General features: G+C 61.0%; 19 protein-coding genes and 3 pseudogenes. 14 read left to right on the forward strand and 8 right to left on the reverse strand.

What is annotated here, in order from left to right:
- Window positions 1-274, forward strand: a 274-nt coding sequence (locus G335_RS0101295; protein ID WP_026148227.1) for a transposase, incomplete at its 5' end; no start/stop codon positions are given.
- Between the two features lie 123 nt (window positions 275-397).
- Here the strand turns inward: G335_RS0101295 and aat are convergent.
- The 3 genes from aat to trxB form a co-directional block, all read right to left on the reverse strand.
- Window positions 398-1,153 (reverse strand): leucyl/phenylalanyl-tRNA--protein transferase, encoded by a 756-nt coding sequence (gene aat / locus G335_RS0101300; RefSeq protein ID WP_018175670.1) that lies wholly within the window; start codon window positions 1,151-1,153, stop codon window positions 398-400.
- 447 nt (window positions 1,154-1,600) lie between these two features.
- Window positions 1,601-2,878: a GNAT family N-acetyltransferase gene (locus G335_RS0101305; protein WP_018175671.1), complete on the reverse strand. Its 1,278-nt coding sequence runs from the start codon at window positions 2,876-2,878 to the stop codon at window positions 1,601-1,603.
- 4 nt (window positions 2,879-2,882) lie between these two features.
- Window positions 2,883-3,998, reverse strand: coding sequence for a thioredoxin-disulfide reductase (gene trxB / locus G335_RS0101310; protein ID WP_018175672.1), 1,116 nt, complete (start codon window positions 3,996-3,998; stop codon window positions 2,883-2,885).
- A 436-nt stretch (window positions 3,999-4,434) separates the two neighbouring features.
- Between trxB and G335_RS0101315 the strand changes: the two genes are divergently transcribed.
- Window positions 4,435-7,329: a ribonucleoside-diphosphate reductase subunit alpha gene (locus tag G335_RS0101315; RefSeq protein WP_018175673.1), complete on the forward strand. Its 2,895-nt coding sequence runs from the start codon at window positions 4,435-4,437 to the stop codon at window positions 7,327-7,329.
- 98 nt (window positions 7,330-7,427) lie between these two features.
- A complete protein-coding gene (locus G335_RS0101320; RefSeq protein WP_018175674.1) occupies window positions 7,428-8,666 on the forward strand; it encodes a ribonucleotide-diphosphate reductase subunit beta in 1,239 nt (412 codons plus the stop codon).
- Window positions 8,667-8,762: 96 nt separating this feature from the next.
- Here the strand turns inward: G335_RS0101320 and G335_RS14430 are convergent, their stop codons facing one another.
- Both G335_RS14430 and G335_RS14435 read right to left on the reverse strand, forming a co-directional pair.
- The gene (locus G335_RS14430) at window positions 8,763-9,395 is read right to left on the reverse strand and encodes an integron integrase (RefSeq protein WP_407059565.1); all 633 of its coding nucleotides are present in this window, start codon (window positions 9,393-9,395) and stop codon (window positions 8,763-8,765) included.
- Window positions 9,396-9,414: 19 nt separating this feature from the next.
- A pseudogene (locus G335_RS14435) lies at window positions 9,415-10,032 on the reverse strand (phage integrase N-terminal SAM-like domain-containing protein); the annotation flags it as partial.
- A gap of 259 nt (window positions 10,033-10,291) precedes the next feature.
- Here G335_RS14435 and G335_RS14440 point away from each other — a divergent pair.
- The 4 genes and pseudogenes from G335_RS14440 to G335_RS0101330 form a co-directional block, all read left to right on the forward strand.
- Complete coding sequence (locus G335_RS14440; protein ID WP_369773001.1) at window positions 10,292-10,732, forward strand: BrnT family toxin; 441 nt, start codon at window positions 10,292-10,294, stop codon at window positions 10,730-10,732.
- Between the two features lie 121 nt (window positions 10,733-10,853).
- Window positions 10,854-11,885: a hypothetical protein gene (locus G335_RS13680; RefSeq protein WP_196802239.1), complete on the forward strand. Its 1,032-nt coding sequence runs from the start codon at window positions 10,854-10,856 to the stop codon at window positions 11,883-11,885.
- A gap of 1 nt (window position 11,886) precedes the next feature.
- On the forward strand, window positions 11,887-12,816 hold the full coding sequence (locus G335_RS14140) for a hypothetical protein (protein ID WP_155986705.1): 930 nt from the start codon (window positions 11,887-11,889) through the stop codon (window positions 12,814-12,816).
- Window positions 12,817-13,034: 218 nt separating this feature from the next.
- A pseudogene (locus G335_RS0101330) lies at window positions 13,035-13,388 on the forward strand (transposase); the annotation flags it as partial.
- 48 nt (window positions 13,389-13,436) lie between these two features.
- On the opposite strand, the pseudogene G335_RS13475 reads toward G335_RS0101330, so the two are convergent.
- Window positions 13,437-13,874, reverse strand: a pseudogene (locus G335_RS13475) (transposase); the annotation flags it as partial.
- Window positions 13,875-14,061: 187 nt separating this feature from the next.
- Between G335_RS13475 and G335_RS0101340 the strand changes: the two are divergent.
- From G335_RS0101340 to G335_RS0101370, 7 genes are all read left to right on the forward strand, one after another.
- A complete protein-coding gene (locus G335_RS0101340) occupies window positions 14,062-14,421 on the forward strand; it encodes a hypothetical protein (RefSeq protein ID WP_018175678.1) in 360 nt (119 codons plus the stop codon).
- Between the two features lie 143 nt (window positions 14,422-14,564).
- Complete coding sequence (locus tag G335_RS0101345; protein ID WP_018175679.1) at window positions 14,565-15,302, forward strand: transposase; 738 nt, start codon at window positions 14,565-14,567, stop codon at window positions 15,300-15,302.
- 185 nt (window positions 15,303-15,487) lie between these two features.
- Window positions 15,488-16,375, forward strand: a complete 888-nt coding sequence (locus G335_RS0101350; protein ID WP_018175680.1) for a sensor domain-containing diguanylate cyclase — start codon at window positions 15,488-15,490, stop codon at window positions 16,373-16,375.
- 328 nt (window positions 16,376-16,703) lie between these two features.
- Window positions 16,704-17,729: a transposase gene (locus G335_RS0101355; RefSeq protein ID WP_018175681.1), complete on the forward strand. Its 1,026-nt coding sequence runs from the start codon at window positions 16,704-16,706 to the stop codon at window positions 17,727-17,729.
- A gap of 132 nt (window positions 17,730-17,861) precedes the next feature.
- On the forward strand, window positions 17,862-18,986 hold the full coding sequence (locus G335_RS0101360; RefSeq protein ID WP_018175682.1) for a site-2 protease family protein: 1,125 nt from the start codon (window positions 17,862-17,864) through the stop codon (window positions 18,984-18,986).
- A gap of 131 nt (window positions 18,987-19,117) precedes the next feature.
- The gene (locus G335_RS0101365; RefSeq protein ID WP_018175683.1) at window positions 19,118-19,537 is read left to right on the forward strand and encodes a CBS domain-containing protein; all 420 of its coding nucleotides are present in this window, start codon (window positions 19,118-19,120) and stop codon (window positions 19,535-19,537) included.
- 365 nt (window positions 19,538-19,902) lie between these two features.
- Window positions 19,903-20,595: a class I SAM-dependent methyltransferase gene (locus tag G335_RS0101370; RefSeq protein ID WP_018175684.1), complete on the forward strand. Its 693-nt coding sequence runs from the start codon at window positions 19,903-19,905 to the stop codon at window positions 20,593-20,595.
- A 362-nt stretch (window positions 20,596-20,957) separates the two neighbouring features.
- Here the strand turns inward: G335_RS0101370 and G335_RS0101375 are convergent, their stop codons facing one another.
- Window positions 20,958-21,659, reverse strand: a complete 702-nt coding sequence (locus G335_RS0101375; protein WP_018175685.1) for a glycosyltransferase family 2 protein — start codon at window positions 21,657-21,659, stop codon at window positions 20,958-20,960.
- Window positions 21,647-22,234 (reverse strand): DedA family protein, encoded by a 588-nt coding sequence (locus G335_RS0101380; protein WP_018175686.1) that lies wholly within the window; start codon window positions 22,232-22,234, stop codon window positions 21,647-21,649. Before G335_RS0101380 ends, G335_RS0101375 begins: the two co-directional genes overlap by 13 nt.
- Window positions 22,235-22,681: the final 447 nt, after the last annotated feature.

A 22,681-nucleotide genomic window follows, 5' to 3' on the forward strand; every position in this document is an offset into this window, starting at 1 on the left:
GGTCCTGGAAGAATCGGGGACCACGGTCCGGCGGCCCTCGCGGTTGGCGAAGATCGGTTCCAGCCGACTGCGCAAGGCGCTCTACATGGCGGCGGTGGTGGCGACCCGGTACAACCCGGACGTGCGACACCAGCATCAACGTCTGCTGACACGCGGCAAGGCCAAGATGTCGGCGATCGGGGCGGCCATGCGCAAACTCCTGCACATCGCCTTCGGTGTGCTCAAATCCCAAACCCCGTATCAAGCCCGCCATGAAACTCCTTGCACCCCGTAGGGCAAGACGGTATCTACCGGCGTGTTCCAGCGGGGGGCAAGGGTACAGATCGTACGCCCTGGTTCGACCGGTTCGTTCGCGATGTCGCGGACGCGGGCAGGGGCTTCGCCTGCGAGCAGGCTCCTATCGGGGGGTGTTCCAGTCGGGGTCGAGGGGGCTCAGGTTCGGGTCGGTCCGCCATGGGCCTGGCTCGACCGGCTCGCGGGCGATTTCGCGGATGCGGTCGATGAACGCCTGGCGGGGCAGGGTGATGGCCCCGAGGTTGCGCAGGTGGGCGGTCTCCATTTGTACGTCGACCAGTGGCCAGCCCCAGGCGACCAGGTGGCGGCATAACCAGGCCAGCGCCATCTTGGAGCCATCCCGCTCGCGCGAGAACATCGACTCGCCGCAGAACAGCCGACCGACCGCGACGCCATAAAGCCCGCCGATCAGGCGCGGGCCGTGCCACACCTCCACCGAATGCGCGTGGCCCGAGCGGTGCAGTGCGATATAGGCCTGCTGCATGCTGGTGGTGATCCAGGTGCCATCGGCGTAGTCGCGGGGGCCGGCGCAGGCTTCGATGACGGCCTCGAAAGCGCGATCGAAGCTCACCGTGTAACCGCGATTGCGGATCGCCTTCTTGAGGCTGCGATGCAGGCGGAAGTGGCCCGGCTCCAGGACCGCGCGCGGGTCCGGGCTCCACCAGAGGATTGGCTGCCCGGCCTCGAACCAGGGGAATACGCCGGAGCGATAGGCATTCAGCAGACGCGGCACGGAGAGATCGCCCCCGGCGGCCAGCAGCCCGTTGGGCTCGGGCAACGCCTGCGCCGGGTCCGGAAACGGCGCCTCCGGATGCTCCGGATCGAGCCAGGGCAGGGTGATCTGGGGGCCGGAGGTCATGGGGCGAGCCCCCAACGGCCAGAGTCCAGCGCGGGCAGGGGCTTCGCGGGCAAGCCCGCTCCCACAGGGCGATCCGGGATCCCCGAGTGCGGAGAAGATCCAGTCGGCGAGCCGGTTGCCTGGGTCGGGAGATCCCGGCTCTTCGCTGCGCTACGGCCGGGATGACGAGGTGGGGTACTGCGGCCGGGATGATGGGTGTCGGTGTGCCGGCGGCATTGTAGGAGCCTGCTTGCAGGCGAATGGGGTGTGGGGGTGTCCAGCGCGGGCAGGGGCTTCGTGGGCAAGCCCGTTCCCACAGGGCGATCCGGGATCCCGGAGTGCGGAGAAGGTCCAGTTGGCGAGCCTGTTGCCTGGGTCGGGAGATCCCGGCTCTTCGCTGCGCTACGGCCGGGATGACGAGGTGGGGCGCTGCGGCCGGGATGACGGCCGCAGCGAGCCGGGCTTGGGTTAGCGGTCGGGCACATCATCGGAATGGGCCTGGCGATAGGGCGAGTGTTCGTGCAGGCGTTCGCACTGGGCGCGCATCATCTGGGCCTCGCGCTCGCAGAAGTCGCGCACGGGCTGCTCGAAGCCCTCGGTCAGGATCATGTGCGCGGAGTAGGTGGGTGTGGGCAGGAAGCCGCGCGGGATCTTGTGCTCGCCCTGGGCGCCCGGCTCGAAGCGGGCCAGCCCCTCGCGGATGCAGAATTCGATGCCCTGGTAGTAGCAGGTCTCGAAGTGCAGGTCGGCCAGCTCCTCGGTGCAGCCCCAGAAGCGCCCGTACAGGGTGTCGTGGCTGCGATAGCAAAGCGCCGCGGCGATGGTCTCGCCGTCTCCCTTCGCGTCCGGTTCCGTCGCATCCGGATCCGTCGCGCTGGGGCGCCGGGCCTCGAACAGCACCACCTGATCGCCCAGTTCGGCTGCGGTCTCGACAAAGAAGGCCTCCGACAGCGTCGGGATGCCCATGTGCTTCTCGAAGGTGTCCACGTAGAAGCGGTGAAAGCGCGCCCAGTCCTCCGCCTGACCGGTAGCACCGGTCAGGGTGCGAAAGACGACCCCGGCCTCGTTCACGCGGCGGCGTTCGCGCTTGATGTTCTTGCGTTTCTTCGAGCTGAGCGCGCCGAGGAAGGCGTCGAAGTCCGCGTACCCCCCGTCCGGGGCGTTGGTCCAGTGGTACTGGCAGCCCATGCGCTCGGCCAGGCCCAGTTCGCGGGTCACGTCCAGATCGTCCTGGTTGGGGAACAGGATGTTCACGCCGGAGGCGTTCAGCTCGCGCCCGCGAGTGACCAGCGCGCGCACCAGCAGGGTGCGCAGATGATCGAAGTCCGGCGCCTCCGGGTGCACCAGCAGGCGCGGGCCGGTGGCCGGGGTATAGGGCACGGAGACGACCAGCTTGGGGTAGTAGTTCAGCCCGTGGCGGTTCCACGCGCCTTCCCAGGCGAAGTCGAACACGAACTCGCCGTAGTTGTTGGTCTTCGCGTAGGCCGGGGCCGCCGCGACCAGCTGGCCCTCGCGGAAGATCAGCACATGCTGCGGGAACCAGCCGAACTGCCGGCCCAGGCACTCGTGGCGCTCCAGGCCCTCCAGGAAGGCATGGCGCAGGAACGGCTCGGTGCCGCCGGTCAGGGCATCCCAGGCGGCCGGGTCCACCTCGGCCAGGCCGTCACGCAGCTCGACGCGCTCCGCCGTGTTGCCCGTGGCGTCCTCCGACGGGTCCGCTGCCTGGGTGTCGCCCTCGGCGCTCACGCGATCAACCGAGCTTGTCCAGGTACTTCTCCGCGTCCAGTGCGGCCATGCAGCCAGTGCCGGCGGAGGTGACCGCCTGGCGATAGACGTGATCCATCACGTCGCCGGCGGCGAACACGCCCGGCACGGAGGTGGCCGTGGCATTGCCTTCCAGCCCGCTTTGCACCTTGATGTAGCCGCCCGCCATATCCAGCTGGCCCTGGAAAATGTCGGTGTTCGGCTTGTGGCCGATGGCGATGAACACGCCCATCAGCTCGAGATCCTTGGTCTCGCCGGACTCGGTGCTCTTGAGTCGCGCACCGGTCACGCCGGTCTCGTCGCCGAGGATCTCTTCCAGGGTGTGGTTCCACTCGATGGTGACGTTGCCGTTCTTTTCCTTCTCGAACAGCTTGTCCTGCAGGATCTTCTCCGAGCGCAGCGAATCGCGCCGGTGCACCAGGGTGACCTCGGAGGCGATGTTCGACAGGTACAGCGCCTCCTCGACCGCGGTGTTGCCGCCACCGATCACCGCCACTTTCTGGCCACGGTAGAAGAAGCCGTCGCAGGTCGCACAGGCGGACACGCCCTTCCCGGCGAAGGTGGTCTCGGACTCCAGCCCCAGGTACTGCGCGGAGGCGCCGGTGCAGATGATCAACGCATCACAGGTGTACTCGCCGGAGTCGCCGATCAGGCGGTAGGGCTTGTCCTTAAGCTGCACCGTGTGGATGTGGTCGAAGATCACCTCGGTGTCGAAGCGCTCGGCGTGCTTTTGCATGCGCTGCATCAGCTCGGGGCCCTGCACGCCCTCGTTGTCGCCGGGCCAGTTGTCCACATCGGTGGTGGTCATCAGCTGGCCACCCTGTTCCAGCCCGGTGATCACGACCGGGTTCAGGTTGGCGCGCGCGGCGTAGACGGCGGCGGTCCAGCCGGCCGGGCCGGAGCCCAGGATCAGCAGCGGGCAGTGACGCGGCGCCTTCTCGCTGCCGCCCTTTTTCGGCTGGGTCGCGGTGTCGCTACCGGAGGAGAGCGAGACGGCGCCGGCGGCTGCCTGCATGGCACCCGTGGCGACGGCGGCCTTGGGGGCGGCCTTCTTGCCGGCCTGCTTGCTCTTCTTGTCGGATGAGTCCTTGGCGTCGCTCATGCGGTACTCCCTGTCGATTCGATGAATACGGCTGGCGCCGCCGGCCCGGCCGGCAACGCAAAAAAGTGGGTTCGATAAGGCGGGGATTATTGGGACGCGGCGGGTCTTTGTCCAACATCGCCACGCCGGACGTGGATGCCCCGAAGCGGTCCCCGCGCGCGATACCGATTCGGTAATCGCGAGCCATAAAACATTTTCATGTTCGCGTGGGCCGCAGGCACCCGGCGGGGAGTCACTACATCGGCGTTTGGTGGATAACCGGGGCGCCTCGCCAGGAATGGCGACAGGACGGGGAATGGGCGTTTTTATCCACAGCTTGCCCACGGCTTGTGCGCGGTTTGTTCTTTCGGGAGCTACTATATCTAGTGGCTATGCAGTTCTCGATCCCCGATCTATAGTATCTCACGTTCGATCCAACACCAGCGCGAGGCCCGTCATGCACAGCGATTCCCATACTGCCACAGCCCAGCAGGGCACCCAGTACCCGCCGCAAGCCGAACCGTCGGCCGAGGTCCTGGCGACCAGCCCGGGCCAGCACCAGGTGATTCGCCGCAATGGCAAGGTGACCGGCTTCGATGCCTCCAAGATCGAGGTCGCGGTGACCAAGGCCTTCCTCGCGGTGGAGGGCGGCAATGCCGCCGCCAGCCGGCGCATCCACGAGGTGTCGAAGGAAGTGGCCGGGCAGGTGGTGGACAGCCTGTTCCGCCGCGCCGGGACCCAGGGCATGACGGTCCACATCGAGGATATCCAGGACCACGTGGAGCTGGCGCTGATGCGCAGCGGCCACCACAAGGTCGCGCGGGCCTACGTGATCTACCGCGAGCAGCAGTCGCAGAAGCGCGCCGCCGAGGCCGCCGAGCAGGGTGCGGACGAACAAGCCGAGGCCACCACGCTGAACGTGACCCGGGCCGACGGCACCCTGGCCCCGCTGGACGAGGACCGCCTGCAGGCGGTGGTGGCCGAGGCCTGCGCCGGCATCGAGCAGGTGGATGGCGATAAGATCCTGACCGAGGCCCGCCGCAACCTGTTCGACGGCGTGGCCGAGAAGGATGTCTCCACCGCGCTGGTGATGGCCGCGCGGGTGATGATCGAGAAGGAGCCGAACTACTCCGAGGTCACCGCGCGGTTGCTGATGGACGCGCTGCGCCGCGAGGCCCTGAGCTTCGTGCACGGCCGCCCGGAGGAGGCCACCCAGGCCCAGCTGGCCGAGCGCTACGCCGATTACTTCGGTGCCTACATCAAGCGCGCCGCCGAGCTGGAGCTGGTCGACAGCGAGCTGACCCGCTACGACCTGGAACGCCTGGGCGCCGCGCTCAAGCCCGAGCGCGACCTGCAGTTCACCTACCTCGGCCTGCAGACCCTGTTCGATCGCTACTTCATCCACAGCGATGGCACGCGCTTCGAGCTGCCGCAGGCGTTCTTCATGCGTGTGGCGATGGGCCTGGCGATCAACGAGATCGACCGCGAGGCGCGCGCGATCGAGTTCTACAACCTGCTGAGCTCGTTCGACTTCATGAGCTCCACGCCGACCCTGTTCAACTCCGGCACCCTGCGTCCGCAGCTCTCAAGCTGCTACCTGACCAGCGTCCCGGACGACCTCGACGGCATCTACAGCGCCATCCGCGACAACGCGCTGCTGTCCAAGTTTGCCGGCGGACTGGGTAACGACTGGACCCGCGTGCGCGGCATGGGCGCCCACATCAAGGGCACCAACGGCAAGTCGCAGGGCGTGGTCCCGTTCCTCAAGGTGGCCAACGACACCGCGGTGGCGGTGAACCAGGGCGGCAAGCGCAAGGGCGCGGTGTGCGCCTACCTCGAGACCTGGCACATCGATATCGAGGAGTTCATCGAGCTGCGCAAGAACACCGGCGACGACCGTCGCCGCACCCACGACATGAACAGCGCCAACTGGATCCCGGACCTGTTCATGAAGCGTGTGGCCGAGGACGGTGACTGGACCCTGTTCTCCCCGAACGAGGCGCCGGACCTGCACGACCTGATCGGTGCCGACTTCGAGAAGCGCTACAGCGAGTACGAAGAGAAGGCCGCGCGCGGCGAGATGCGCGTGTACAAGACCATGAAGGCCGTCGACCTGTGGCGGAAGATGCTCGGCATGCTGTTCGAGACCGGCCACCCGTGGGTCACCTTCAAGGACCCGTGCAACCTGCGCAGCCCGCAGCAGCACACCGGCGTGGTTCACAGCTCCAACCTGTGCACCGAGATCACCCTGAACACCTCGGACGACGAGATCGCGGTGTGCAACCTGGGCTCGATCAACTTGGCCGCGCATATAGGCGACAACGGCGAGCTGGATCAGGCCAAGCTCGAGCGCACCGTGAACACCGCCATGCGCATGCTCGACAACGTGATCGACTACAACTACTACTCCGTGCCGCAGGCGCGTCGCTCCAACATGCGCCACCGCCCGGTGGGCCTGGGGATCATGGGTTTCCAGGATGCGCTGTACAAGCTGCGCCTGCCGTATGCCTCCGAGGCCGCCGTGGAGTTCGCCGATGCCTCCATGGAGGCGGTGTCCTACTACACCATCAAGGCCTCGACCGATCTGGCCGAGGAGCGCGGGCGCTACGAGAGCTTCCCCGGCAGCCTGTGGAGCCAGGGCATCCTGCCGATCGACTCGGTCGAAAAGCTGGCCGAGACCCGCGGCGACTACCTGCAGATGGACACCACCCAGCGCCTGGAATGGGACAAGCTGCGCAAGCGGGTGAAGAAGGTCGGCATGCGCAACTCCAACACCATGGCGATCGCGCCGACCGCGACCATCTCCAACATCTGTGGCGTGTCGCAGTCGATCGAGCCGACCTACCAGAACCTGTTCGTCAAATCGAACCTGTCGGGCGAGTTCACCGTGATCAACCCGTACCTGGTGCGCGACCTGAAGGACCGCGAGCTGTGGGACGAGGTCATGGTCAACGACCTCAAGTACTACGACGGCTCGGTGCAGCCGCTGGACCGCGTGCCGGAGGACCTCAAGGCCCTGTACGCCACCGCGTTCGAGCTGGACACCCGCTGGCTGGTCGAGGCCGCCTCGCGCCGGCAGAAGTGGATCGACCAGGCGCAGAGCCTGAACCTGTACATGGCCGAGCCCTCCGGGCCCAAGCTGGATGCCCTGTACAAGCTGGCCTGGGTGCGCGGGCTGAAGACGACCTACTACCTGCGCTCCATGGGCGCGACCCACGTGGAGAAGAGCACCGTGGCCGACTCCTCGCGCGCCAACAAGCTGAACGCCGTCTCCGGCGGCCAGCAGGCGTCCGAGCCGGAAGCGCCCAAGGCGTGCTCCATCCTCGACCCGGACTGCGAGGCCTGCCAGTAAGGCCCAGCCCGCGAGCGGGCACCGAATACGTACGACCAAGCAAACTGAACAAAGGCCCGGCCACCGCGCCGGGCCGCCACCGAAAGAAGAGGGACACTATGCTTTCCTGGGACGATCCGATTGCCGCCGTAAAAGGCGAAGGCCAGAAACAACCCGCCGTACGCCCGGGCATGGGCTTTCAGGAGAACGACGCCCTGATGAGCACCGCCGGCGCCGCGCCCAGCGTCCCGCCGGAACCGGAGAACGCCGGCCAGCCGCTGGCCGAGCCCAACGAAGAGGCCCTGACCGGCACCGGCCTGGAAGACATCGAGATGGGTGCCGAGCGCATCCGCGTGGATGACAAGAAGATCATCAACTGTCACGCGGACCTCAACCAGCTCGTGCCCTTCAAGTACAAGTGGGCCTGGCAGAAGTACCTGGACGGCTGCGCCAACCACTGGATGCCGCAGGAAATCAACATGAACGCGGACATCGCCCTGTGGAAGGACCCGAATGGTCTGACCGAGGACGAGCGCACCATCGTCAAGCGCAACCTGGGCTTCTTCTCCACCGCCGACTCGCTGGTGGCGAACAACCTGGTGCTGGCCGTGTACCGCCACATCACCAACCCCGAGTGCCGCCAGTACCTGCTGCGCCAGGCCTTCGAGGAGGCGGTGCACACCCACGCCTACCAGTACTGCGTGGAGTCCTTAGGGCTGGACGAGGGCGAGATCTTCAACATGTACCGCGAGGTGCCCTCCGTCGCCGTCAAGGCCGAATGGGCCCTGCCGTTCACCAAGCACCTGGCGGACCCGAACTTCCGCACCGGCACCCCGGAGGCGGACCAGAAGCTGCTGCGCGAACTGATCGCGTTCTACGTGGTGTTCGAGGGCATCTTCTTCTACGTCGGCTTCGTGCAGATCCTCTCCATGGGCCGGCGCAACAAGATGACCGGCGTGGCCGAGCAGTTCCAGTACATCCTGCGCGACGAGTCCATGCACATGAACTTCGGCATCGACGTGATCAACCAGATCAAGGTCGAAAACCCGCACCTGTGGACCGAAGACTTCAAGGACGAGATGCGCACCCTGATCCGGGACGCGGTCGAGCTGGAGGCGCAGTACGCCCGCGACACCATGCCCCGCGGCGTGCTTGGCATGAATGCGCAGATGTTCGAGGAGTACCTGCACTTCATCGCCAACCGCCGCTGCGCCCAGATCGGCCTGGCCGAGATGTATCCGGGTGCCGACAACCCGTTCCCGTGGATGAGCGAGGTGCTCGATCTGAAGAAGGAGAAGAACTTCTTTGAGACGCGGGTTACGGAGTATCAGACCGGGGGCGCGCTGAGCTGGGATTGAGCTGGCGAGGCCGAGACCCAAAGAAGCGGAGCCAGGGAAATGGCCATGCAGCAACAGAAGAGGGCGCCGCAAGACGGCGCCCTTTTTTGTGGAACGTTACGCCAGGTCCAGCGGACTGCGCACCGCCAGTCCGCCCCGGTTCAGCACGTGCGTGTAAATCTGGGTCGTGGACAAATCACTGTGGCCCAGCAATTCCTGCACCGTGCGGATGTCGTAACCACCCTCAAGCAGATGTGTGGCAAAACTGTGGCGCAATGTGTGGCAGCTCGCCTTCTTTGCGATACCCGCCCGCCGGGCCGCCGACGTCACCGCCTTTTGCACGGCCGTCTCGTGCAGGTGATGGCGGCGCGTTGCACCGTTTCGCGGGTCCACGGAAAGCCGCCCGCTCGGAAACACGAACTGCCAGCGCCACTCCCGCGCTGCCGCGGGGCACTTGCGGGCCAGGGCATCCGGAAGCAGGGCCTCCCCGAAACCGGCATCCAGGTCTCGTTGATGCAGTCCCCGGACCTCCTCGAGATGCCTCGAAAGCGGATCGACCAGCGATTGCGGCAACGGGACGATGCGGTCCTTGTCCCCCTTGCCTCGCCGCACCACGATCAGCCCCTGATCGAATTCCACATCCTGGACGCGCAGACGAAGTGCCTCCATCAGCCGCATGCCCGAACCGTAGAGCAGGGAAGCGATGAGCCAGCGCATTGAGCGCCTGGTTCTGGGTGCTGGCCGCGACATTCCGTTCTACGACCAGATGCTCCAGAAACGCCGCTACTTCCGCACCGCCAAGCTCATCCGGGGACCGCTCATCGAAATGCCAAAGAAAGCGACAGGCCCAGCCGAGATAGGCCTTCTCCGTGCGCACCGCCATACCTCGTGTGCGAATGGCCGCGGCCAGCCGTGTAAAGAGATCAAGATGCTTGTGGATGACCGGAATAAAGCGCGTCTCGCCAAACCGTTGTGCGTAATCTTCCGGCGAAACCGGCGCAAACTCCCGTGCCGTGGTGGCATGTTGCGCCTCCAGCGTGCGCGCCGAATCCCGCCAGAACTCCCAGTCCGGCGGTGCCGCCCATTCTGGCTTCACGATGCTATACAGAATCCGTATAGCATCGACGGTCTGCCGGAACTGCCAGTCCTGAATCGACGATTTCTGCCCTTCGCTGGTCAGATACTGAGCGATATCCTCCGCCCCGAGTTCCGCCAGGCGACGACCGGGATACGCCGCGATAAACCGTTCCGCCCGGACCACGTACCAGCGTACCGCCTTTGGCTTAACCCCTTGAGAAATCGCCACATTCCGGTATCGCTTCCAGAAACGGCGTTCCCTTTCGGCACGACTTCCTGTCGCCATCAGCCGACCTCCTTGTTTATCCATGATTCGGTCATGGGTATGCTGCAGGAACAGCGGCTGCCAGAGCAAGGGACGGCGCTGCGAGAATCAGGTGCTATACAGATTCTGCATATCACCAATATGACAGATTCTGTCTAATCTACTGTTAGAACGCTAGCAGGCTGACGGCCATTTTTAATTAATATAATTCATGAAAAATACGTGTTCACATTGTTCATTCCTCATTGATGCATCAGGGCTTATACCGAAGTCTGATTTGCCTGATGGTGTTTCATTGAGATGTATGAAAGAAGAAAGGTTCGTCGACGGGTGGCCTCCTCCAGTTAGAAACCCGGAAACCGAAAGTTGTGAGAAATTCATCGAATTTGATGCACAACGATCTCGTTGGGAGTGGGACGATACCAAAAACCACAGAAACGTCGAAAAGCATGGAATTTCATTCCAGGATGCGGTATCAGCTTTAGAAGCTGATAATAGGTCTGTCCGGCTGGCATCCAAAAGCTGGGAGTCGCTAGATTCTCTAGACTATGAAGAACTAGGAATCCAGCGAACAATGGCAAACACTGATCCTGTGCGAGATACATATCTTTTTGAAAGAGATGGAAGCGTATGGGTACTGGTTTCTACTCTCAGAGGAGAGCTTGGGTTAGTAACCCAAAGGGTCATATCCGTGCGAAGGGCAAGATCTGATGAGAAAAGTATATATGAGCGGGGTTTAGGTTAGTGACGCCGCGTTCTAACAAGCGCATCTTGTCGGACTGGTTTTCCGCTGCGCTTCAAACCAGCCGCAAATGCGGGCGTTATGCAGTAATAGTCAGTGGAATTTACTCAAATAGTGAGTTGATATGAAAGATATTAAAGTTTTTACGTCAGACTTAGATAAAGTAATAGATAGCTATGTGGCTATGGGAATGACGACCTATGGAGTGGCCCTGGATAGGCTCTATCCACTCATAAATAGGTTTGAGGCCCAAAGAAAGCTTCAGGACAAAAAATTCTATAAGCGGCTGCAAAGAGATATTATTGAAGGGTGCATAATGCCACCTTTAACTATTGCGTTCGTCGATAAGGATGGAAAAGACCTGGAAAATGTCGACGATATTGAAAAATTTGTTAATGATAATATAGATAAAGGGTATATATTAGACGGGATGCAGCGCCTAAATACCTTGAAGTCAGCATCTAAATCTGAAGGTTTCGATAAAGACCGAGTGGCTTACTTGAACCTAATCGTGGCCGAAAACCAGGATAAGCTTCTTTATCGCATGATTACGTTGAACAACGGTCAAAAGCCCATGACCCCTCGGCATCAAATTGAGATTCTTACCGCTGAAATGTTTGATTTTAGTGGTCTGGAAAATATCTCGGTTCAGACCGAAAAAGAGAGAGCCAAAAAAACAATAAGGGGGGCTTTCAATCTAGGTGATATCTCTAGAGGCTACTTAGCCTTTCTAACCAATAACGTAAATAATGAAAATAATAAAATTATCGACGAAAAGATGGATGAGATTCTTGTTAGTCGAGTTTTAGATTCTAGAGACTCCTCGGGAGATTTGAAGTTTCAAGATGTTTTGTCGCTAATTGATGCTCTCAGTTTAGATAATGCCGCTAAAAAATGGTTTAAGATTAATAATAACCTGATTGGCTTTTGCGTTGGTGTAAAGGAGTCATACGATACTCTCGACAATTTGCGAGCTAGTGACTTTGTCGAATCCTTAGATCTATTTGAAGAAGCTTTTGATGCCATTAATGCCTCCAAGGTAAACCTAGGTAAGTATCGCAGGCAGCTTTCTTGTGAGTTTGTCCGAAACTACACTGAGCTATCTGGCCTTGATGAAGATGATCTAACAGAATACTTCGTGGAGTTCACTTCTTAATATGTCCGCTAAGTATCCGTTTAAATACTGTGAAACCCTCGGCACGCCAGCTTTGCGAAGGCTTCCAGAAAGGCTTCATATAAAGGGGGCTGGCGACCCAGAGCTTTTGTTGATCGTTCGATTGCTGAGTGGCGCAGCTAGATTTGATCATATTAAATCTGATAAAACCATAAAACAGAATGAGAACTATTTTTCTGAGGATCTAAAGGGCTACGGTCAGCGGTGGGATGCAAAATTCCCTAAACTTGTTGCGGAAAAGTATACATCAAAACTATTTTCCGAATTCATTGAAAGCGCGAGATTCCAAAATAAAAGTTTTTATAAAAATATATTAGCAGAACTTTCGTACTACTTTTACTATCAAGCGAAGGGCGGTCATGCCACCGCGTTTGTGTTTCTGTATCGAGCACTTGAGCACATATCCTACGCGTTTCCGCTAATTTATGCATCAAAGACAGATGACTTCTCGAAAACCTTTCGTTTTTTGCAGGAGCTTATGAGTGGTGATAAAAAGTCGGGTGAGTTAGGGTTTTTTAAAAGTTTTATAAAAACGGTGTACAAGGATGATCCTATATTCGAGTCTTCTGTAGACTTTCCGATTACGCTGGAAACGGAGAGTGAGCAAAAAAAGATATTCAATATATTAAGAGAGTTGTGTAAAGGAAATATGATTGCGGATGCTACTGAAAAGCCGCGAATTATTTCTATACATTATGTTGAGATCGGAAGCTTTATTATTGAGCTAAGAAATCGATTTTTCCATTACATGAATGGTGGTGCCAAAAATATTGAAACATCCAATATTTTGGATGTTGATATTTTATTTTCGTTGGTGAACAAAAAATGTCTTTATTGGCTTTCCACTGTTTTCTTAGCCGTATTTTCACATGCAGCTTTGGATTTTGAGACTATTCGAACCAGGATTGCATAACGAATATCGGGGTCGGACCTCGGTAACCTACGGAAAAATTGAGGGAAACCGGTCTAGAAAGGGCGGGATTCGAGCTTAAAGCGGTCATTTTTGGAAGATAACGGGGTCGGACCTCGGTAACCTACGGAAAAACAGCGGTAAACCGGTCTAGAAAGGGCGCGATTCGAGCTTAAAGCGGTCATTTCGGCCATCAAATGGGCGTTCCAGGGAGGGAAGCCATGCCACGGGCGAATCGCCATCATCTGCCGGGCCATGTCTGGCACGTTACCCATCGTTGTCACAAGCAGGAGTTTCTGCTGAAGTTCGCCCGCGACCGGAGGCTCTGGCGCTACTGGCTGTACCAGGCGCGTCAGCGTTACGGACTCTGTGTGCTCAACTACATAGTGACCTCCAACCATGTACACCTGCTGGTGCGCGATGGGGGCGGAGGCGAGATTGCGCGTTCGATGCAGTTGATCGCGGGCCGGGTCGGCCAGTCATACAACCGGCGCAAGGCGCGCAAGGGCGCTTTCTGGGAAGACCGCTACCATGCCACTGCCGTGCAGACCGGGGCCCACCTCGCGCGCTGCCTGGCGGTGTCTGTCAAGGTAGATGTCACCTGAACGGGATGCGGGGGTTGATTAACCGCTCGCGGCTTGTTCGGGGTTCAGATGGACCTGCTCGGGCAGTCCGAAGTCCCGGACGTCACCGGCCCAGCGTTCGGGGCGTGCCTGACGGGCGCGCTCATAGGTGGCTCGCCTGCGGGCGAGGACGTGGGTCGCTTCGCCCGAGTGTCGCTGGGCCGGTGTCACGTAGTGGAGCGCGCTGTGGCGGTGTTCGTGGTTGTACCAGCCCACGAACCAGTGCATCCACTCGCGGGCGTCGTTGATGGTCGCGAAGCCGTTGACCGGGAAGCCCGGGCGGTATTTCAGGGTCCGGAACAGCGACTCGGAGTAGGCGTTGTCGTTGCTCACCCTGGGGCGGCTGCGGGACGGCGTGATCCCGAGGTCATAGAGCTTCTGCAGGAACGTCGCGGCCTTCATGGGGCTCCCGTTGTCAGAGTGCAGGATCAGCGGCTTGTCCTTGCGCCAGGAATCACGGGGTCGGACCTCGGTAACCGTATGATTGGCTTGCTAAAGAGTTTGTATTTCGCCTGTAATTAGTCCTTAAAGGCGCAATTTCTGCCCCCAAATGGCCGTTCCAAGGAGGGAACCCAGGTCCAGGGGATGCCGCTCGACCCATGTTACTGAATCCAAGGAGACCGGCATGCGATCGCTGTTCTTGAGTGTTTTGCTCGCCCTTGCCGCCGTAATCGCTAGCGCGGCACAGGCAGAGCCGGTCGTCCGCGTTAACTTGGCCGCCGAAGAGGTCAGCGGAGTGGCGATGGACGGCCAGCAGGTCTGGCTCCGGCTCCGACCCACGGCGGTGAGCCGGCTACAGGCGATCGCCCAGCAGCATCAGGGCGAGGTACTGGAACTGACGGTGGCCGGGCACCAGGCGCTGAAGACCCGGATCCACGTTGCCGTGGGCCCCGGCGTCATTCAGCTCAATGACCCGGACCCGCTCCTGCGCCAGGAACTGCTTGCGCTGCAGCATCAGCTTCTGCTGGGCGACGGTTCGCGCTGAGCCCCACCTTCCGCCAATACCAATAACGGGGTCGGACCTTGGTAACCTACGGAAAAACAGCGGTAAACCGGTCTAGAAAGGGCGCGATTCGAGCTTAAAGCGGTCATTTCGGCCATCAAATGGGCGTTCCAGGGAGGGAAGCCATGCCACGGGCGAATCGCCATCATCTGCCGGGCCATGTCTGGCACGTTACGCATCGTTGTCACAAGCAGGAGTTTCTGCTGAAGTTTGCCCGCGACCGGAGGCTCTGGCGCTACTGGCTGTACCAGGCGCGCCAGCGTTACGGACTCTGTGTGCTCAACTACATAGTGACCTCCAACCATGTACACCTGCTGGTGCGCGATGGGGGCGGAGGCGAGATTGCGCGTTCCATGCAGTTGATCGCGGGCCGGGTTGGCCAGTCATACAACCGGCGCAAGGCGCGCAAGGGCGCTTTCTGGGAAGACCGCTACCATGCTACTGCCGTGCAGACCGGGGCCCACCTCGCGCGCTGCCTGGTGTACATCGACTTGAATATGGTCCGGGCGGGGGTGGTGAAGCATCCATCGGAGTGGGAAGCCAGCGGCTATCGGGAGATCCAGGCACCACCGGACCGTTACCGAGTCATTGATGAGCAGGCCCTGCTGGATGCGCTGGAGATCGGTTCCGTAGCCGAGCTGAGAGAGTGTCATCGTTTGTGGGTGGAGGAGGCGCTGGCCTCGGATCGCGCCAGTCGGGATGAGTGGTGGACGGCGGCCGTCGCGGTAGGGGACCGGTCGTATGTGGACGAAGTGCACCGGGCGCTGGGGGTCCGGTCGCCGGGGCGCCACGTTGAACAGACGGGGGATACCGCATGGGTGCGCGACGATGGGGCGAGTTATGGGGTTGATCAACAGTTTTGATGGCGAAATGGGGCGGATAAGCCTCTAGAAAGGGCGGTTGGCGCGATATAAATCCATGAAGTCAGTAGGTTGTCGTGGTCCGACCCCGTCGCGTTGTTAGCACGCAAAAGCGACTCGAGCGCGAGTGCGCACATTAATCAGTGTTTCCCTAGAGTGTGAGTCCGTGGACCAGATATCCTTGACCAATGCCCGTTGACCTTCAAGCGCTCTCGGCCAGGCTGATCCATCTGATCCTCGACACGGTCTTTGTGGTCGATCGGGACAATCAGATCGTCTTCGTGAGCGATGCCTGTGGGGATCTGCTTGGTTATCGCGCAGAAGAGCTGATCGGAACCACGATCACCGACTATATGCATCCGGAAGACCTGGCGGCCTCACTGGCCTCCATTGTTCGGGTCATGGAGGGCAAGCCTCACGTCGATTTCCGTAACCGCTATATCCGCAAAGATGGCGGTGTCGTGTACATCCTTTGGTCGGCCCACTGGGTCGAGGAGGAGGGTGTGCGGATTGGGGTTGCGCGGGACGTGACGGCCCTGCGGCAGGCCGAGGAGGAACTGCGCTTCCTCGCCCATCATGATCCGCTGACAGGACTGACCAACCGATCGCTGTTCTATGACCGCCTGGATCTGGCGATACATTCGGCCCATCGCTACCAGAACCACCTGGCCTTGCTGTTTCTGGATATCAACGACTTCAAGGTGATCAATGATGTCCATGGACACGCGGTGGGGGACCGTGTGCTTTGTACGATCGCCCGGCGGCTGGAGGGCTGCGTGCGGGAGACGGACACGGTGGCGCGGATGGGCGGGGATGAGTTTATTGTCCTGCTGACGGATATCCAGGTGGAGGGTGCCGTTTCCAGAAAGGTCGAGCACATTCAATCGGCCATGGACGAGCCCCTAGGCGCCGAGTTCGGCGGAATCATACCGTCTTGTAGCATTGGTGTGGCCTGCTATCCCGCTGACGGAGAGGACGCCGATACCTTGCTGAGCCGTGCGGATGGCGAAATGTACCGGGTGAAGCGGAAAAGGGGAGAAGTAAGGGGCGGAAGTAAGGGGGTCGGACCTCGGTAACGTGCGGAATAACCGAACGAAACCGGTCTAGGAAGGCCGCGATTCGAGCTTAAAGCGGTCATTTCGGCCATCAAATGGGACTTCCAGGGAGGGAAGCCATGCCGCGGTCGAATCGCCATCATCTGCCGGGAAGGGCGTGAACCGCCCCGGGTTTCCCGGAGACTCGTTGGTTTGGGTCACGCCACCTGGTGAGCTATGGGCTCAGAGCTCTCCTTTTGCCTCTGGAAGTTTCCTGCTCAACTAATAAGAGGACACCCATGATCTTCTTGACGGTCTGAGGCGGTCTGGCTAGGTTTTGGGGTGAGTTCATGGACCAAGGAGGGTCCTGATGACGCGAGCCAGGAAGGAGCTCGTCTCGATCGAGGCGACGCCGTATTACCACTGCATTTGTCGCTGTGTTCGCCGCGCGTTCCTGTGTGGCGAGGATTTCTATTCGGGCAAGAACTACGAGCACCGGCGCGGCTGGGTGCTGGAGCGGCTGCGCGCGCTTGAGGACGTGTTCGCGGTGGACGTCTGCGCCTATGCGGTGATGTCGAACCACTATCACCTGGTTGTGCGGCTCGACTCGGACCGGGCGGCGGCTTGGAGTGAAGACGAGGTGATGGAGCGCTGGGAGCGCTTGTTCTCGTTGCCGCTGCTGGTGGCGCGGTACCGGGCGGGGCAGACAGGCACGGTGGCCGAGCGCGAGCGGGCGCAGGTGCAGATCGCGCAGTGGCGGGAGCGCTTGCAGGACCTTTCGTGGTTCATGCGCAGCCTGAACGAGCATCTGGCGCGGCGGGCGAACGCGGAAGAGGGCTGCAAGGGTCGTTTCTGGGAGGGCCGCTACAAGAGCCAGGCGCTACTGGACGATGCGGCCGTGCTCACCTGCATGAGCTATGTGGATCTGAACCCCGTGCGTGCGGGGATGGCGGATACGCCCGAGGGATCCGATGTCACCTCCATCCAGCAGCGTATCCGGGAGCGTGCAAGCGTGCCGGACGCGACCGGAGAAGAGTCCGGGGAGCGCACGGAACCCCGCCTGACGACGCTGGGCCACGAGGGTGATGACGGGCATCCCAATGCGGTGGTTTTCACCACTGACGATTACCTGGAACTGGTCGAGTGGACTGGGCGCGCGATCCGCGAGGACAAGCGCGGGGCGATTCCGGAGCACATCCCGCCGATCCTGGAACGCCTGCAGATCGATCCGGCACATTTTGTCCGGCACGTCCGCAGAGGTGGAAGGAGTTACCACGTGGCGGCACTGGGCCGTGTCGAGCGCATGCGGAAGGCGGCGATGGCTCGCGGCCGGCACTTTATCAAGGGTATCGGCGTTTCGGGTCGAATGTTTGTGGGCCCGCCAGAGTGTCCTTGATGGGGCACGGTCTGACCCCGGCGTCGCACGGGTCTCTCTCATGTGCGGGCGGTGCCGCGGGGCCACATAATGGGTGTCAGGTGGTCCTGGCTGTTCGATACGGGGCCGCTCCCCCTTGCAAGGAGCGGAAGTATGTTCAAGACGGTCCTGGTCCTCGGCCACATCAGTGGTATCCGCATCCAGATCCACGTGAGCTGGGTGTTCATCCTCCTGCTACTGCTGGCGACCATGAGCACCGGCTTCCACTACCAGTTTCCGGAGTGGACCCTGCCGATGGTGGTGGGTACCGCGGTGGTGACGGCCCTGTTGTTCTTTGCGTCCATCCTGGCCCATGAGCTAGGCCACAGCGTGGTGGCCATCCGGCGGGGTGTGCCGGTGGAATCGATCACCTTGTTCATCTTCGGCGGGCTGGCACAGATGGGAAGGGACACCGAGCGCGCGGACGACGAGTTCTGGATCGCCATCGCCGGGCCAGCAGTCAGTGTGGGCCTGGCGCTGATCTTCGGGGGGCTCGCGCAGGCCACCTCCGGTTGGTACGAGCCGGTGTCGGTAGCGCTGGGCTGGCTGGCGTTCATCAATCTGGTGGTGGCGGTGTTCAATCTCATCCCCGGTTTTCCGCTGGACGGGGGGCGGGTGTTCCGGGCGCTGGTCTGGAAGGTCACCGGCGATCCGCGCAAGGCGGTGGCGGCTGCGGTCTGGGGCGGGCGGATGGTGGCGTATCTCCTGTTCGGCTTCGGCTTCTGGAACCTCGTGGTGATCGGCAACCCGATCGGCGGTGTCTGGATCATGCTGATCGCCTGGTTCCTGCTGACCATGGCCGAAGGGCAGGGGCGGATGTACGAGATGCGCGACCGGCTGGCGGATGTCCGCGCGCGGGATCTGGCCGATCCGGAACCGCCCTTCGTCAGCCCGGATGCATCCATCCAGGAGTGGATCGACCAGGGCGTCCTGCCGGGCGGGCGCCGCTCCTTTCTGGTCGGCGAGCCGGAGCGGGTGCAGGGGCTGGTGACCCTGAGCGACAGTCGCAAGGTGCCGCGGGAGCGGTGGGCGACCACCCGGATCGCCGACATCATGACCCGCGCGGATTCGCTGAGACACGTCGCGCCGGATACGCAGGCCGAGGAGATCCTGCAGCTCATGAGTGAGCACAACCTCAACCAGATCCCGGTGCTGGAGGCATCCGGCCGGGCCATTGGCTGGATCGACCGCCAGAAGCTTCTGCGCACCATCGAGATCCACATGGAGGTCAAGCGCTAGAACCAGGGAGACAAGGGGGGCAGCCATTGAAGGCCAACTGCACAGGGACGCATCACCTCGGGAAGGGCCGGGCCCGATACGCTCGCGTGTATCTGGTACCGTGGGCTGCAGCAATCACAGGAGTGCTGGACATGACGTCGATGAATGTACCGGTGGAGGAGTTCACCACCCCCGACCCCGTCACTGCCAACGAAGATATGGCGATCGACGAGCTGCGGGCGTTGATGGAGCGGCATGGCGTGCGCCATCTTCCGGTCGTGCGCGGTGAGTCGGTGGTGGGGCTGGTCAGTGACCGCGAGGTCCGCGTGGTCCTCGGCTTGCCGCTCACCGAGATCAATCAGGTGCGAGCCTCCGACATCATGGCGGCCGACCCGCTGACGGTGACGGCGACCACGCCTCTGGACCAAGTGGCGTATGCCATGTCGGAAAACAAGGTGGGCAGCGTGATCGTCAACGATGAAGATGGCCGGTTCCTGGGGATCTTCACGGCCAGCGACGCCCTAAATGCGCTGACCGAGCTCGTCCGCGGAGGAGGCACGCCCGCCGCATGAAATGGAAGAGGACACCCATGACTTGGCTCTCTGAGGAAGATAACGGGGTCGGACCTCGGTAACGTACGGAAAAGCCGAAGGGAACCGGTCTAGAAAGGGCGCGATTCGAGCTTAAAGCGGTCATTTCGGCCATCAAATGGGACTTCCAGGGAGGGAAGTCAGGCCAAGAGGCAGAGGCTGACGTTTTCCTGGGCCGATTTTGCGCCCCGTGATGCGGCGGAGCTGGCAGCCCGGTTTCGGGAACGCTATATCCTGATGAAGCTGCTGCGCGCCACCGCGCGCGGCCGCGGTTAGACGCGTACTACTACGTCATAGCCGGACGCCAATCGCAGATTCGTCGACGTATTAGCGGGAGTGACTGGCCGATGCCCAGGGTGGCCCCATTCGACGCGCACCATGAGCGCTATGAGGCGTGGTTCGACAAGCACGAACCGGCCTATCTCTCCGAACTGCTGGCCCTGCGCGCGTTTGTGCCGTGGGTAGGCCGGGGGCTCGAGATCGGCGTAGGGTCGGGACGCTTCGCCGCGCCGCTCGGGGTGCAGGTGGGCCTCGATCCCTCCCCGGCAATGCTGGCCCACGCGGCTGCCCGGGGTATCGAGATCGTGGAGGGGACGGCCGAAGACATGCCCTTTGAGGCGTGCAGCTTCGACTATGCCCTGGTGGTGACAACCCTGTGCTTTGTCGACTCTCCCGCGCGCATGCTTGCCGAGGCGCAGCGGGTGCTACGGCCTGGTGGCCGTCTGGTAATCGGCTTTATCGACCGCGACAGTCCACTGGGGCAGGAGTACCTGGCGCATCAGTCGGAGAGCGTGTTTTACCGCGACGCCACTTTTCATTCCGCGGACGAAGTGGAACAGCTGCTTGTGCATGGCGGCTTCTCGATCGATGGGTGGGTACAGACCCTTGCGGGGCCGCTTGCCGGGATGCGGGATATCGAACCCCTGCGGCCGGGGCGCGGTGAATGCGCGTTCGTCGTCGTAGCGGCTACCCGGAACGCCGAAGCGGCCGAAAGCCCCGGGCCGCTTGTGCGGCGCGGGGCTGGTGGGCGCCGGGAATAGGAGGAGCGGCGGGACCACGCCAACGGTGGAACAGGAAAAGAAAATCGTCGGATCAAGGCCCGAATTCGGGCTTAAAGCTGCAATTTCTGTCTTCAAATGGGTCATTCCAGGGAGGGAAGCCATGCCAATCGCCAGCACCCTCAGGGCCATATCTGCCAAAGGATAAGATTCATGACCACATGACGGGGGCGGACCTCGTTGTCATCCACAGCAGGGGCTCTGGGCTCAGGCCTTGCCTTTTTCCTCCTAGGCTTCCGGTGGATGGAAAAAGGCAAGGCCTGACCCCGACGTCTTGACCCCCGATGTCTGCGCGAACGTGAAGACCAATTAGAGCCTCCTTGGCGGTGGGAATCAGACATTATCTAAAAATCAATTCCGCTATCGACCTTGTTCCTCTTCCTGATGCGTACAGCCCTCTGCTTGATCCAGCCAAGTATGTAAAGCCGGAATGATATCGACAGGATTTGTCGGATCATTATCGCGCGTTGGGTAGCGCCAGCCACGACACCATATTTCCTTTCTTTAATGTGATGGAACGTACCACGCACTAGTTCGAATGCCATCCCCTTCTCGAATTGCTTGGAGGTGTAGTTCAAGGCGATCTCGATCTGGAAACCCCGCACGCCATTCGTCGGGACGGCCTCCCAGAGCCGGCGGGTCAATGCCCGATCTCCGCCGATAATTGGGAAGAATCGCAGCGCCTGGTTTAGCATCAGCGTCGATCGCGCGCGCAAGCCAACGTTCATCTCGACGCGTCCCTCGATGACGGGCTGCATGATCCGGGACAAGGTCTGCTGTGTGTGGCCAGTCACGTCAGCGTCGAGAAATAACAGGACGTTAGATTTCGCCGAACACACGCCTGCATCCAATGCAGTCGCCTTGCCCGTGTTTCGAGCCAGACGGATGACGCGGGCGCCCGCGGCCTCTGCGACCTGGGCCGTCGCATCCGTAGAGCCATCATCGACCACGAGGACTTCCCCAACCCAAGGATGCTGGCGTGCACACGTAATGACATCGGTGATGGTTCCGACCTCATTGAAGGCTGGTATGACTACCGAGACCATCGGTTCCTCAAGACCCGGCTCGCGATATAATTGGCGGACACCGCAATGACGATGAATATCAGGAAGGCGATCTCCAGATCCTCAACCAAATCGGCAAGTCGACGCGTCGTTCCGACGACCGAATAGGCGAGAGCAACGAAGACGGCGAATAAGGTTAGGACGCCGAGGAAATTGACGATGATATAGGTGCGAAAACGCATATCGTGTACCCCCGCAAGCACTTGGGCCGCCGTCCGTGTGCCATATACAAACTTGGATAAAAACAGGATCTGTACGCCGTTGCGATTGAACAGGCGTTCCAGACCACGAACGGCGTTGTTGCTGTGGCGTCCAGGGATGCGGTCGAGTGCAGAAGCGGGGAATTTTCTTCCCAGCCCGTACCAGACGAGGTCCGACAAGACGGTGGCCAATATTGCCAGCGAGATGACTGCAGCAAGATCAAGGCGCCCGGTCGCAGCCAGGTATATCGCCGGCAAGAGCACGACTTCGCCCGCGACGAGCATGCCGACAAAAATGAACAGATACGGATAGGTCTGAAGCAGGCTGAGTACCTGTTGGAACAGATCGTGCGCCATGGCATCCATCGAGAAATTACGTAGGTAAGGGGGATTCGGCGGGCAGTTGGGTGGGCGAATGTTCTAGGTATTAGGGCGAGCTTTCAGGCCCACCGACAGTCCGGTGATGGCTGCGAATTTGGATTACGAGTGGCTTGATGTGGTCGCCGGCGGAATGTTGGCTTGCGATGAGTCCCCTATCCTGAATCTGGGGTGTGCCGCCGCCAGCCGGGTGCAGCGGTTGAAAGCGGGTGTTTAGTGCGGGCGCTCGTAAGTCCTCTAATGATCAATTGGAGATCCCAACGTATGTCGGCCGGCTTTGATGGAGCTTCATGCGGAGGCAATCGCCCCTAGCGATCCCGGGCGGCCATTCCGTGTCGAGTGCGCAGGATCTTCTTACTACACGAAAAAACTACTACACATGGAAACGATTCATCTGTTGGATGGCGCACAGATGAGCGGTGCTTC

Source organism: Thioalkalivibrio sp. AKL8 (assembly GCF_000380525.1).
In the GTDB taxonomy this organism is placed as follows: domain Bacteria; phylum Pseudomonadota; class Gammaproteobacteria; order Ectothiorhodospirales; family Ectothiorhodospiraceae; genus Thioalkalivibrio; species Thioalkalivibrio versutus.

Excerpts from the sequence above, each read along its gene's own strand:
- aat (WP_018175670.1), bottom strand. The coding sequence starts at position 1,153 with ATGACCTCCGGCCCCCAGATCACCCTGCCCTGGCTCGATCCGGAGCAT.
- trxB (WP_018175672.1), bottom strand. The coding sequence starts at position 3,998 with ATGAGCGACGCCAAGGACTCATCCGACAAGAAGAGCAAGCAGGCCGGC.
- G335_RS0101315 (WP_018175673.1), top strand. The coding sequence starts at position 4,435 with ATGCACAGCGATTCCCATACTGCCACAGCCCAGCAGGGCACCCAGTAC.
- G335_RS0101320 (WP_018175674.1), top strand. The coding sequence starts at position 7,428 with ATGCTTTCCTGGGACGATCCGATTGCCGCCGTAAAAGGCGAAGGCCAG.
- G335_RS14430 (WP_407059565.1), bottom strand. The coding sequence starts at position 9,395 with ATGTCGCGGCCAGCACCCAGAACCAGGCGCTCAATGCGCTGGCTCATC.
- G335_RS14440 (WP_369773001.1), top strand. The coding sequence starts at position 10,292 with ATGAAAGAAGAAAGGTTCGTCGACGGGTGGCCTCCTCCAGTTAGAAAC.
- G335_RS13680 (WP_196802239.1), top strand. The coding sequence starts at position 10,854 with ATGAAAGATATTAAAGTTTTTACGTCAGACTTAGATAAAGTAATAGAT.
- G335_RS14140 (WP_155986705.1), top strand. The coding sequence starts at position 11,887 with ATGTCCGCTAAGTATCCGTTTAAATACTGTGAAACCCTCGGCACGCCA.
- G335_RS0101340 (WP_018175678.1), top strand. The coding sequence starts at position 14,062 with ATGCGATCGCTGTTCTTGAGTGTTTTGCTCGCCCTTGCCGCCGTAATC.
- G335_RS0101345 (WP_018175679.1), top strand. The coding sequence starts at position 14,565 with ATGCCACGGGCGAATCGCCATCATCTGCCGGGCCATGTCTGGCACGTT.
- G335_RS0101350 (WP_018175680.1), top strand. The coding sequence starts at position 15,488 with ATGCCCGTTGACCTTCAAGCGCTCTCGGCCAGGCTGATCCATCTGATC.
- G335_RS0101355 (WP_018175681.1), top strand. The coding sequence starts at position 16,704 with ATGACGCGAGCCAGGAAGGAGCTCGTCTCGATCGAGGCGACGCCGTAT.
- G335_RS0101360 (WP_018175682.1), top strand. The coding sequence starts at position 17,862 with ATGTTCAAGACGGTCCTGGTCCTCGGCCACATCAGTGGTATCCGCATC.
- G335_RS0101365 (WP_018175683.1), top strand. The coding sequence starts at position 19,118 with ATGACGTCGATGAATGTACCGGTGGAGGAGTTCACCACCCCCGACCCC.
- G335_RS0101370 (WP_018175684.1), top strand. The coding sequence starts at position 19,903 with ATGCCCAGGGTGGCCCCATTCGACGCGCACCATGAGCGCTATGAGGCG.
- G335_RS0101375 (WP_018175685.1), bottom strand. The coding sequence starts at position 21,659 with ATGGTCTCGGTAGTCATACCAGCCTTCAATGAGGTCGGAACCATCACC.
- G335_RS0101380 (WP_018175686.1), bottom strand. The coding sequence starts at position 22,234 with ATGGCGCACGATCTGTTCCAACAGGTACTCAGCCTGCTTCAGACCTAT.